Raw genomic sequence first — 11,682 nt, 5'->3', positions numbered from 1 at the left:
TATCATAAAATCAAAGGATTATGTTATAGAACATGGCTAAGATGGAACCAAAACTAGCGATATTTGAGACATTCAAGACAAAAAAGGAGGAACTCACAGGCGAGGCGATGAGGCAACGCTCAATCATTGTTACGTTGGCAACAGAGAACAACCCCACGCAGATGACAAGGACTGCCATTGCGCAAAGAATTGCGCAAGAGAACAATACTGTTTGGAAGAACATCTACTCTGGAATATTTCGCGATCTTGACGAAATTCTGATCCCACTAAACATAGTAGAAGAGGCCGGACGTCTGCCATTGCGGCGCGGCCCAAAGGCATTGCAGGAAAAAGGAATTCCATTTTACCAGCTAACGCAGAGGGGATTGCTTGTAGCAATCTCACTTGATGAGATAATAGGCAGAGAGAAAATTCTGGAGAGATTTTTTGCCGGAGCAAAAATAGACAAGGAATTTGATGGTGAGATCCAAGTTCTGGCAAAGTTTGCGCCAAGGTTTGTCTATTCCTTGTTTAGGAGCTATGTCAAGGCGTATTGCGATGGTAAATTTTCCGATCTATTTCCATTTGAAAAAGCCAGATTCATGGCAGTCTCCGATGAGGCAATTTTAATCCAAAAAGAGTTCCTAGAGTCGTTTATCAACATGCCAAAGCAGGAAAAGGAAAAAACACTATCGTTCCTCAAAGAAATGCGCTGATCGGCAAAAAAATTGCAAAAAATGAGCCCCAAACATTAAAATCCATTACAAAGGGGGCAAAAATATGGGCTCTGGTGGATCGCAAAAGGTCTTTGCGTCTGTAAAATCATTTTCGCAACGAGGAAAACTGCTCACAAAGGCAGAACTGCAGACATTGGCAGAAGCAAGAGATTTGGATGAGCTAATTACTCGAATAAAGAACACAAAATATGTCGATGCCGTATCCAAGATAACCAAGCCATTTACGGCAGGCAAAATAGAGTCTGCCCTGCGAAGCGAGCTTGCAGAGATTCACTATTCCATTGCAAATACCGCCGGAAAGTCTGACATTTTAGATGCGTATTACCTAAAATTCCTAATTACTAATCTCAAAGTCATACTAAAGGGCAAAGCCCTTGGCAAGTCCCAGGAAGAAATGGAGCCGCATCTGAACTTGCATGCAGAGGAGCTGATCAACCAGCGAGACGTCATCATAAAGGCGCTTACTGCCAAGGACCTAGAGGAAGCAATTGCAAGCCTCAACACAATTGAGTTTGGCGAGGAGCTGGCAAAGGCAGTAGCGCTATACAATGACAAGAAAAATGTCCAGATTTTCGATGTGTTGCTTGACAAAATTTTATACCAACAGCTAGGTCGTGCAATGAGAAACTCGCGAGACCGCGAAACAATGAAGCTGGTTGGAATGGATATTGATTATTACAATATTTTATCGATATTGCGAGGAAAATTCTGGGGCCTAGATGAGGACCAAATCCAAAATCTCATAGTGACTCACACGCCAAGTATTCCAAAGGACTTGCTGGGAAAACTGATCTCATCAGATTCTGTTAGAAGTGTGCTAGACGAGCTTGCCTCCACTAGATACCGAGACCTAATTCCGCAAACAGAAGACAATATGGAAGCAGTAGCTGCGTTTGAGCATGCATTTGAGATGGCAACATACAGGTCTGTAAACAGGTCGTTTACAAAGATGTTCAGCTTTGCCACAATAATTGGAATTACAAAACTTACTGCATACGAGGTACGAAACATTGCGGCAATCGCATTTGCTGTAGAGCAGAAAATAGACCCGCAGACTACCATGTCTCGCCTAATAGTAGAGCAGGAAGAATAATTCCAAGCTATATATGGAAAGGGGCGCCAAAATCAGCCATTGATTCGACTGCACAAAAAAAAGCAAGACATCACCACTGAAACCCTAGTAAACACAGTCTGGGTCAGCACGTTTTTGGCACTGGTCTTGACAATTCCGGCTTTGGCGGTATTTTTGGGAATTTACTTTGGTACTGGAAATTTGGTAGCAGGCGCCGTGGTCGGCTTTGGTCTGCATTTTGTCACATTGGCATTTTCTGATAGAATATCCAAAAAACTCACTAGGATTCTAAGCTAGGCGATAACACCATGATGGGCGATAAAGACTACAAACAGGTCATTAACGGTGCGCTTGATGCGCTTGCCAAGGAAAGTACGCCACAGATCACAAACCCCAGTAACAAAAACGAGGTGTTTTTGCATGAGATCACCAGATGCATGAGAAGATCCTATTTTGACAGGTTTGATTCGCTAGAGCCTGAAGGCAAAAACTTTGATGTCGTTCTTGGTGGACTAATACGCAAGCTTCCCTATGGTGCCAAGCTAGGGGAATTTGCAATAGATGAGATAAAGCTAAAGGGCCAAGCAGACATGATAACAGAAGACATTGTCATAATATTCAAGACAATAAAAGAGTCGCCTGAAAATCCTTCCGCATCGGATATTTTGTATCTAAACGGCTGCATGTGGATTTTCAACAAAACAGAAGGCGTAATTGTATACATGACAGGCGACGGGAAAGAGACATCATTTGCACTAACCAGGGAGAAAAGAATGTTTGAAGAAGTCATTCGTCGCGTCAGGGTGTTTTCAAATTTGATAGCAGACAAAAAGACTCCAATTCTGGAGCCGTCATCTGAGTGTTCTCACTGCCAGTACTATGAGAGATGCTATATCAAAAAACACGAAGAAAAACAATTGTCAATTTCTGAATTGTTTGGTAGTAAAAAGAAGTAAAAAAGATCTAGTGATCTTATTCTAGTGACTCTTTGTGTCCTTTGCCTCGCAGTGCGAATAACACAACTGCTAGAGCAATAAAGACGCCTACTGCTGAGCCAAATGCTGCTAGACTTGCTTCTGCCATTTGCTAGGAATCTGAGCTCAAATCTTATATAATTTTGCCAAAATTTTTTTCATAAAGGCAAATTATCATAGTTTTGGAATTCTATGATACTATTTGCCTTCCCTTTAGTTCTGCAAAGGCAGAGTCCAGCTCGTCTAGCTCCTGGCTGAAAAGCTCAGTCATCTCACGCAACAACAGTTTTTGTTGCTGGGCTTCTCTGCACTCTCCCTTTAGCCGGCTGATTATTTTTTCAAGTTGGGGAATCTTTTCGTTTAGCTGCACTGTGAGATCCTGAAGGAATGACTCGTATGATTTTAGATCAGAGGCCAGAGTCGAATCAGAGTTTTTCAGACTGGTCTCATCATCAGAGTCCACAAATTCTGCCAGTCTTCCCCGAAGGAGTCGCAACTTTGTTTCTGTTTCCCCTAGCTTGCCGAGATTAGAGCCAACAAACGACTCTGGTCGCAGTTCCAGCCTGCCAAGCTCATCGCTTAGATAGTTTGTCATTTTTTTGACTAGCTGTCCTTCCTTGTGGGCTTCGTGCTGTTGCTCAGATACTTCGTCCTTTAGCTTTTGCAGTGTTGCCTGTTCTAGGTCCAAGGTTTTTGCCAGATTTAGCAGAAATTCTGCAGCGTGTGCCAGATTATTTACAGAATACGAGCTTAGCATTAGCTAGATTGCTGCATAGTCATACTAAAGATGTGTTTGTCTAAAGTAAACGATCCTACGGAACAAATTCGAATGAAACAACGTTTTCGTGGCCTGCAGTCATTGAGCTTAGGTTAAAGTTGGCCTCGCCGATTATCTTCCAGGACACAGAGTTGTTTTGCAGTGCGGACCAGAATTCGGGGTCGTTTCCGGTGTTCTTGATTGTGATTGTCTCGCCGATTATCTGTGGCGCTGTATTAAGGATTGTGTAATAGTTAGAGCCTTCGATTGCGCCTTCCGGCCTATCTCCAATTTGTGCAATTGTTACTCGCTTGTCTCCTGCATACAGATCGAACTTGATTACTTGTAGCATGACTGACTTGAAGTTTGGGTTTGTTATTTCAAAGTCAACTTCAATCTGTGCCTCTTCTTCTGTGACGGATAATACCTCTAGCTTGGCAAGCTCGACTTGGATTGGCTGCACTGTGATTGGGTCTGGAGATAGCTTTCCAAGGCCTCCCTTTGTGACATCATTGAAGATTTGCGAGCCGGAAAATGCAATTATTACTATTGCGCCTGCCAGAACGCCGATAATTATTCCGAGCAAAACTTTGGAATTCAACGACTTGGTTTGCAAAAAATCCGGTCATAAATGTTAGCAATTAAATTCTCAATACAGCACCAATACACAATGCAGTATTTCCAAGCAGTAAGAATTGGAAAAGAGCGCGCTAGCAAATCCCAGATGATCCTCTTTAATTTGGGAGGATTTGCAATGCTCACGCTTACCACAAAGAAAAAGGACGGAGTCTTTGTGCCTGTGGGCGAGCAGAACTATACTGCAATAATACAGACTCCCGACGGATATGTCACGATTCTAGTTGATGAAGACGGATACACAAAGGCGCAGTCAAAGCCACTTCAAAAAGAAGAGGCATTGAGTATTTTCAAAAAGGCACGCGAATCTGGAATCGAGGAATATTCCGGAAGTACCGTTGAGATTTGGACAGAACAGTATCGCGCAGTCCAAAAAGAACTATAGAGCGATTTCTGTGCCGACTGCTTGGCCGCGGATTGCCTTTTCTATTGTTGGGATTTCTGCCTTGATTACGCGCGTCTTGATTTTAGAGCGCTCTATTACCTTGAGGGCAACAATATCCATGAGATCATAGCCGCCTGCCACGGAATCCTCCTTTACTAGAAGACTACGCAGGGCTTTCAGCTCGATTTTTTTGAATTTTTTTGCCCTGGGGTTTTTGTTTGGATCGGAATCGTAAATTCCATCAACATCTGTTGCGTTGAGAAACTCGGATGCGTGAACTTTTTCCGCTATCAGTGCCGCAGTTCCATTTGTGCTTTGTCCTGGATGAAGACCACCTGTCACCACAATTAACCCTGAATCGACTGCGTGTCTTGTTTCTGCAAGTGTGGTTGGTGGGTGCGGATAAGCCTTGCCGCCCAATGCATAGATGAGCAGTTTTGCGTTTAGCCTTGATACCTCAATTCCGAGCTCGTCCAGTGTAGATTCGTCTGCGCCTGAAGATCTTGCATGGGAAATGTAGTGTCGCGCAATTTTGCCTCCACCGGCAACCACAATTGGCTGGCAGACTTTGCTGATTTTGACTAGAAACGTTGCGTAATCCTTGAGCAGTTTTTCGTTATTGTCCATGCCAAAGATTCTGCCAGATAATTTTAGGACGATTCTTTTTTTCATTGTATCAACCAAGGATCGATTTTGCTGCCATTTCAACTTTTTTTCTGTTGGATTGGGACGTGTAGACCCGCAAAATATTCATGGATTCGGCCATCGATGACACTACTGGGATTTTGGAAAATGAGATTTCTATTGGCTTTTTGGGAGTGATTAGTGTTATTGATTTTGTTTTTTCCTTGGCAGGAGTCAGGGGCAGTGAGGATGTGCCAGAAGTATCGACAAAAATTTCGTCTAGGCCTAGCTTTGATTTTTTTGCTATTTGCACTCTAATTTGCTCAGAGTTGTGGGATTTTTTTGTCATGATTTTTTCGTATACGCACTTGAGCAGCCTTCTGTTCTGGTAATCCAATGCGAATTTCTTTGCTCGCCTCTGCTCTGAGTTATCACCAAGTGAGAGAATTTTAGATATCACGAATTCGTCTGTGAGCTGTGTGTAATTGTCCAAGTCCAGGTCGGTAAAATCGCAATATTCATCGGCTAGCCTGATTGACTCTAGCATCATTACCTCGGCTGAGCGGACTGTTTTGTGGAAATAGACTGCCTTGAACATTTGGTATCTCGATAGTATCATGGACTCAAAAGAGTACAGTGCGGATTTTTCCAGTGCGAGCTTGGTTTTGTAGACATCCATAGACTGGATTATTCTTTTGTGGTCGATTTTTGCGTGCTCGGCTCCCGTGAAATATCCGTCTCGCTGCAAATAATCCATCATGTCTGCAGAAAGTGAGCCAGAGATGATCTCATTTACAAATCTGTACTTTGGATAGCCAAATGCGAGCTTGGTGATTTTCTTTTTGTCATAGTTTGCATTGGATAAAATGTCGCCGATTTCTGACTCTTGGATGATTTTTTTGCCGATTTCTTCGTGTGAGATTTTCTTTTTTATTTCCAATACTTCTTCAAATAGATGTGAGAATGGGCCGTGGCCTACGTCATGGAGCAGTGCAGCTAGGCGGATTTCTGCGATTTGATCTGATTTTAGAAATCCTTTTTCTTTGAGTGCAGTGGCCGCTTGGCCTGCAATATGCATTACGCCAAGTGAGTGCTCGAATCTGGAATGTTGCGCGGATGGATATGTAAGGTGTGCTCCTGAGAGCTGTCGTATTCTTCGCAGCCTTTGGAATATTGGTGAGTCGATGATTTTGAGTTCAGTATCATAAACTCTGATGAAATCGTGAATTGGGTCTACTATGTCGAGGAATTGTTTCATAGTTTTGCTAGCTTTTTTGATAGTATTTTCATGATGTCTGCATGGACTTGATCCTTTGATTGTGAGGCATTAACTATGCTCCAGTGGTATTTTTTTGCCAGTTTTCGATATGTGGCTGAGATAGTCTTGAGAAACTGGGCGTTTTTTTCAAACTTGTCGCGATTTGCTTTCTTGCGAGAAAATGATTCTTTTTGCGACACGTCTAGTACTATGACTAGGTCTGCCTTTGGCAGTCCTTCGTCGAGGCCTTCAAGCCAAGACAGCGACATGCCGTTTGCCACACCATATACTAGGTTTGACTGGTAGTACCTATTCATGATAAGAACCGAGTTTTGGGCTTGGGCGGACTTGATTTGGTCTAGCTTTTCCCATCTGTTTGCAGCCAAAAGACAATGGATTACCTGGGACGGGAATTTTCTTTTTCCGTGCAGAAATCTGTTGATTTCTTTTCCTAGTGGTGTGGTATAATCTGGAAAGCTAAAGGTCTTTGTCTTGATTTTACTTTTTTTGAGGGCTTGGGCCAAGAGTGCCGTCTGGGTTTTTTTTCCAGCCTGATCGCTTCCCTCAATTACAATAATCATAACGTATTGGGATTTGTCACAGTAATTAAAAATCTATCATAAAAATAAAGAAAAGACCAGGTTTTACTGGTATGGTTTTCTGTTTTGTTGTTCTTTCATCATTGCATCATACACAGGATTTGCCATTTGGTATCCCGCACAGACAAATGTGTACTGTTCAAGAATTGCAAATGCATCTCTTCCAGTAAAGCTCTCTGCTTTGTCAAATTGTGAAGATATTTTGTAGTTTGTGACTCCACAGTCAGAGTATTCAAAGGTTCTGAGAATTTGGCCTTTTTGTACCATGTCTATGGTGACATCAAATTCCTTGTATTGGTAGTCCTGTAGAGCGTTTCTTCCTCCCCATTCAAATGACTGGTCAACTGCTTCATGTAGATGTGGAGTTTCACCAACTACTTTTTGGAGGACAAACTCTGGAGCAACTTGTTTTGCAGTGAGAAAGTTCGAACCTGCTGCCGAAGCAGTGAATAGGTTGTTTGTTGTATCAAACGTCTGGAAGTCATAAGTTACTATTGCATCCCTGAACTCAAATGTGGCTGTTGGGTAGACATCTTCTGCAAACGGATACATTGCATTTCCTTTTGGTGCATCAGCTGCGGTAATTTTGTCTGCCTGTGATAGTCCAAACACTAGTGTGACTGAAGCTATTGCAAGTGCCAAAATTGCAGTTGTTGCAGTTAATTTGCTGTTCATTATATCACAAACTTCTCAGTTGAATAATAAACCGTCCAAAGAATTCAACAAAGTATTACAAGGAAATGTTCTACATTGCTAGAATAAATCTGGCATAATTCGATTTAATAGAATTTCATCTAGAATAGATGCACACTTGCCTATCTTTACATTATCTATTTCGGCTTAATGGAAGCTAGCTATATGACTGATTCAGTATTTTCCTACGTAATTGCTGAACCTTGTTGGTTCTTCTGTTTTGATGCTGCTTTGATGCCACCAATCTCTCCAGTTATCGTTTTTGAAAAGAAATTCTGCAGAGACTGGCTCTACTGTTTTGAGGATTTTTGATAGTTGTGCTTTCATGGTAGTGTTTGGAACGCCAGATCTTGCAGTATCCATGGCTAATTTTATGTTAGATTCAATTTTTTCTGCATTATCTTGACCTATCTTGCTTGCCAAATCTGGGTGTACAGATCTGTATTGGTAATACGCTACATGTGTAGCGGTGATAGCATCGTTTGTCTTTCCTTGGTCAGCTGCTGTAACGGCCTTTCTTACTTCTGCTACGATTTTGTTTTTGAAAATTGTTAGTAGCTCTGATTTTATTGTATTTTTATAATAATGAATCTTGTCTGGGCTTTCCTTGATTTCTGCTATTGCCTGATTTGTCATCAGGGCAGTATTCTTTGAGATGCCAAACTTGGTTTCCATCACTGGATACCAATATAGAAATGAATCAGCATCTCCTTCATCTAGTGCTTTTTCTAGTTTCATGTAGACAATTTTGTTAATAGTGTTGTCTATTATCTGTCGATTAAGTCCCACTTCTGTGAGTTGTCTTGTTTTTATGTATTCAGCATTATAGTAAAGTTTGTCTTCTATGATTTGATCTGATTCCGGATCAACTTCTAATGCAGCCTCCTTGAAATAATCATTATAGATTTGGTGAGCATCCCCGAGGTTTCTTTGCGCCCAGTAATAGTTTGTGTTTGCTGTTTCAGTCAGAGCTGTGTTTAACATGGCCCATCTGTGGCCAAGATTTGTGTTTTCAGAATCTGCTCCATAGACAAGGTTTTTGCCAAAGGTTTCTTTTGGTGTGGCTGCTTCTGCAGATGTGATGTATATTGTTCCTGCAAGCAACACAAATAGTGTCATTAGTAATTTTTTGTACAACAGTTTTGACTGGATCTGAAGTTGATATTAGAATGATTTTATGATTATATTTTGCTGTTTTATCATTCTAGAATTACATCAAATATAATGCAACCCTAAAGTTCAATTGGGATTTCGTTCTTTGCCGACTGCCCATCATTTCTGAATACTACTAGGTGTGTCGGATTGGCAGTTACGTCTACCTCTGTTCCAACGGCAGGCACGTAAGATGAGTTCTGTGTACTATGTATGATTTGGCCAGATTTGAGTTTGATCGAGTATAGTGTTTCTTTACCTTTGAATTCTATGGTCTCAATGACTCCTATTCCAGACTTTGTTGGTATTATTTCAACGTCTCCTGGTCTGAGCATTACAATTACATCAGAGCCTTCTTTTACAGTGTTACTTTTCAGTGGGAGCTCGCCAATTTCAGTTACAATTTTGGTAGATGCAATCTTGCCAGATATGAAATCGGCATGCCCTACAAATTCAGCAACAAAGCGATCCTGCGGATTGTGATATACCTGCATTGGAGTGCCTATTTGGTGTATCATGCCTTTGTTCATTACCACAATCCTGTCTGCAATCAAAAATGCTTCTTCTTGATCATGAGTTACGAAAACAGCTGTTACTCCGGCTTTTTTTAGTATTTTTTTTAGTTCAATTCGCATTCTTGATCTGAGATCCGGATCTATGCTTGCAAACGGTTCATCAAACAAAACAATTAGGGGTGACGGAGCCAAGGCCCTTGCAAGAGCTACTCTTTGTTGTTGGCCTCCCGAGAGCTGATATGGATATCGCTCCTCTAGTCCCTGCAGTCCAGTAAGCTCGATCATTGATTTGATTCGCTCTTCTGCCTCAGACTTGTTTAGATTTCGTAATCCAAACGCAATGTTTTTCCTCACATTAAGGTGAGGGAATAGTGCGAATTCTTGCAATACAATGCCGACGTTTCTTTTTTCAGGCGGGACGAATATTTTTTTTCCCGCAACTTGGATCCCATCAATTAGGATCTCACCTGAATCGGGTGACTCAAATCCGGCAATAAGTCTAAGTGTGGTTGTCTTGCCACATCCGCTAGGTCCAAGAAGCGTTACTATTTCGCCTTTGTTAACTTCAAGGTTCAGCTCATCTACTGCAAGGACTTTGTCCGCACCGAGATTTTTCACAACTCCATAAATTCCAATTATTTTTATGCCAGAAACGCCGCGATATGTTTTCTGAGACAAGCTATCTCCTCGAGGCATTTCTTTCCTGAGAGAGTATAATAGTTACGGAAATTGCCGATATGGCCACAAGTACAAGTGCAGATGCGGCAGCATATGGAAATGATGCTGATTCGGCGCCAGTCCAGACCTGTGTGGCAAGCGTTTTGAACCCTATTGGAGAGAGAAGCAGTGTTGAGGGCAGTTCTTTCATAATTGTCAGTATTACCAATGCAGCTCCTGCAAGCAGCCCCGTTTTTGCCATCGGTATTGTCACAGTCAGTAGTGTTCTGCCTTGTCCCAAGCCAAGAGATCTTGCTGCCTCTTCTACTCTTGGGTTAATCTGCAATAATGAAGAACGAATTGCGCCGATCGACAATGGGATAAAGAGAACCATGTAAGCAAAAACTAGCATTCCCATGGATTGATAAAACATTGGAAGGTGATTTGCGCCAAAAGACACCAGAGACAATGCCACAACTATTCCAGGCATTGCAAACCCAATGTAAGAGATCCTTTCAAGTACACTAGTTGACTTTCTTGGAAACCTTACTACCAAAAGTGCCATCGGTAATGCAAATGCAACTATTACCAAAGTGGCAAGGGCTGCTACGTAAACAGTGTTAAAAGTGATAATGCCCATATTTGGATAAGATTCGCCGACTGCTACGCCTTGGAAAAACCAGTAGAACATAACGCCAATCGGGATAAAGAGCGCCAAGGTTGCAATTACACCACAAAAGACAAGAGCTACTCCCTTCCAACGTCCCAGCTTGAGCAATACTGGTTGGCGCTTTGTTCCAGGCCCAAGACTATAATATGACGCCTTGCTTCTGACCCGATGCTCAAAAAACAAGATGACAGCAACAAGTGTCACCAATAACAATGAGAGGACTGCGGCTGAGCTACGATCAAAGCCCAATTGGTATTCTACATAGATCATTCGTGTAAACGAGTCAAACCGCATTAGGCCTGGCGTACCAAAATCACTCAATGCATAAAACGCAACAAGTAGGGAACCAGCAGCAATAGATGGGTAAAGATGTGGAAGTGTGACATGACGCAAAGTAGAGCGGATGTTGTATCCAAGGGATCGTGAGACTTCTTCTATTGCAGGATCCATTCCACGCAAGCTAGACCTTGTAGTCAGAAACACGTATGGATATGAGAATAGCGTTAGTGCAAGTATGACTCCTGGCCAGCCATAGATTGGTGGAAGCACATCAATCCCAAGTGGGGCAAGTAGATTTTGAAGTGCGCTGCCTTTAGGTGCAAATGTGGCAATAAGAGCAAAACTTCCTACAAAGCTTGGAACGGCAAGCGGCAAAGTCAAAATCACAGACCAGAATTTTTTTCCAGGCAGGTCAGTCTTGACGGTAAGAAAAGCCGCGATGACTGCAATTACGGCAGAAAGTGCAGTGACAACTAGTACAAGAACGGTACTATTTGCAAAGACCTCTAGTGTGCGAGAAGATATCAAAATGTTCGTTATTCTTGGACCTGCATCTGATGCACGAGCCACAAGATATGCCAAAGGCACAAGCATTGAGAGCGCTATGATTATTCCAGCTATAACAAGTGGAAAAGATGTATGTGTTAGGGGATTAGATAATTTAGAATTAGATGTTAAGAGATTCAATTACATGG

14 protein-coding genes are annotated in these 11,682 nt (G+C 42.1%); 5 read left to right on the top strand and 9 right to left on the bottom strand.

Annotated elements, in window-relative coordinates; all coding sequences use genetic code 11:
• Nucleotides 1-32 precede the first annotated feature (32 nt).
• The 4 genes from NAQ_RS07750 to NAQ_RS07735 all read left to right on the top strand — a co-directional run bounded on the left by NAQ_RS07750 (nucleotide 33) and on the right by NAQ_RS07735 (nucleotide 2,744).
• Nucleotides 33-695 (top strand): hypothetical protein, encoded by a 663-nt coding sequence (locus tag NAQ_RS07750; RefSeq protein ID WP_100182980.1) that lies wholly within the window; start codon nucleotides 33-35, stop codon nucleotides 693-695.
• Between the two features lie 64 nt (nucleotides 696-759).
• Nucleotides 760-1,809 (top strand): V0D/AC39 family V-type ATPase subunit, encoded by a 1,050-nt coding sequence (locus NAQ_RS07745; protein WP_100182979.1) that lies wholly within the window; start codon nucleotides 760-762, stop codon nucleotides 1,807-1,809.
• Between the two features lie 39 nt (nucleotides 1,810-1,848).
• Complete coding sequence (locus tag NAQ_RS07740) at nucleotides 1,849-2,085, top strand: hypothetical protein (RefSeq protein ID WP_100182978.1); 237 nt, start codon at nucleotides 1,849-1,851, stop codon at nucleotides 2,083-2,085.
• 11 nt (nucleotides 2,086-2,096) lie between these two features.
• Nucleotides 2,097-2,744: a CRISPR-associated protein Cas4 gene (locus tag NAQ_RS07735; RefSeq protein ID WP_100182977.1), complete on the top strand. Its 648-nt coding sequence runs from the start codon at nucleotides 2,097-2,099 to the stop codon at nucleotides 2,742-2,744.
• 208 nt (nucleotides 2,745-2,952) lie between these two features.
• Here the strand turns inward: NAQ_RS07735 and NAQ_RS07730 are convergent, their stop codons facing one another.
• Nucleotides 2,953-3,519, bottom strand: coding sequence for a hypothetical protein (locus tag NAQ_RS07730; RefSeq protein ID WP_100182976.1), 567 nt, complete (start codon nucleotides 3,517-3,519; stop codon nucleotides 2,953-2,955).
• A 55-nt stretch (nucleotides 3,520-3,574) separates the two neighbouring features.
• Nucleotides 3,575-4,135, bottom strand: a complete 561-nt coding sequence (locus tag NAQ_RS10345; RefSeq protein WP_245871577.1) for a hypothetical protein — start codon at nucleotides 4,133-4,135, stop codon at nucleotides 3,575-3,577.
• 54 nt (nucleotides 4,136-4,189) lie between these two features.
• On the opposite strand from NAQ_RS10345, the gene NAQ_RS07720 reads away from it, so the two are divergent.
• Nucleotides 4,190-4,540: a hypothetical protein gene (locus NAQ_RS07720; protein ID WP_100183524.1), complete on the top strand. Its 351-nt coding sequence runs from the start codon at nucleotides 4,190-4,192 to the stop codon at nucleotides 4,538-4,540.
• Here the strand turns inward: NAQ_RS07720 and pyrH are convergent.
• The 7 genes from pyrH to NAQ_RS07685 all read right to left on the bottom strand — a co-directional run bounded on the left by pyrH (nucleotide 4,535) and on the right by NAQ_RS07685 (nucleotide 11,674).
• A complete protein-coding gene (gene pyrH, locus NAQ_RS07715) occupies nucleotides 4,535-5,212 on the bottom strand; it encodes a UMP kinase (protein ID WP_100183523.1) in 678 nt (225 codons plus the stop codon). The two genes, NAQ_RS07720 and pyrH, sit on opposite strands and share 6 nt — an antisense overlap.
• Before the next feature lie 4 nt (nucleotides 5,213-5,216).
• Nucleotides 5,217-6,422, bottom strand: a complete 1,206-nt coding sequence (locus NAQ_RS07710; protein ID WP_100182974.1) for an HD domain-containing protein — start codon at nucleotides 6,420-6,422, stop codon at nucleotides 5,217-5,219.
• A complete protein-coding gene (gene tmk, locus NAQ_RS07705; RefSeq protein WP_100182973.1) occupies nucleotides 6,419-7,003 on the bottom strand; it encodes a dTMP kinase in 585 nt (194 codons plus the stop codon). The genes NAQ_RS07710 and tmk overlap by 4 nt, the downstream gene beginning before the upstream one ends.
• 63 nt (nucleotides 7,004-7,066) lie before the next feature.
• Nucleotides 7,067-7,696, bottom strand: coding sequence for a hypothetical protein (locus NAQ_RS07700; RefSeq protein ID WP_100182972.1), 630 nt, complete (start codon nucleotides 7,694-7,696; stop codon nucleotides 7,067-7,069).
• 192 nt (nucleotides 7,697-7,888) lie between these two features.
• On the bottom strand, nucleotides 7,889-8,851 hold the full coding sequence (locus NAQ_RS07695) for a hypothetical protein (RefSeq protein WP_100182971.1): 963 nt from the start codon (nucleotides 8,849-8,851) through the stop codon (nucleotides 7,889-7,891).
• Between the two features lie 95 nt (nucleotides 8,852-8,946).
• The gene (locus tag NAQ_RS07690) at nucleotides 8,947-10,059 is read right to left on the bottom strand and encodes an ABC transporter ATP-binding protein (protein WP_162858700.1); all 1,113 of its coding nucleotides are present in this window, start codon (nucleotides 10,057-10,059) and stop codon (nucleotides 8,947-8,949) included.
• A gap of 1 nt (nucleotide 10,060) precedes the next feature.
• Nucleotides 10,061-11,674, bottom strand: a complete 1,614-nt coding sequence (locus NAQ_RS07685) for an ABC transporter permease (RefSeq protein ID WP_320410613.1) — start codon at nucleotides 11,672-11,674, stop codon at nucleotides 10,061-10,063.
• Nucleotides 11,675-11,682: the final 8 nt, after the last annotated feature.

Source organism: Candidatus Nitrosotenuis aquarius (assembly GCF_002787055.1).
Classification (GTDB): Archaea; Thermoproteota; Nitrososphaeria; order Nitrososphaerales; family Nitrosopumilaceae; genus Nitrosotenuis; species Nitrosotenuis aquarius.
Note: the sequence above shows the minus strand (reverse complement) of the source record. Positions and strands in the feature narration are given on the sequence as shown.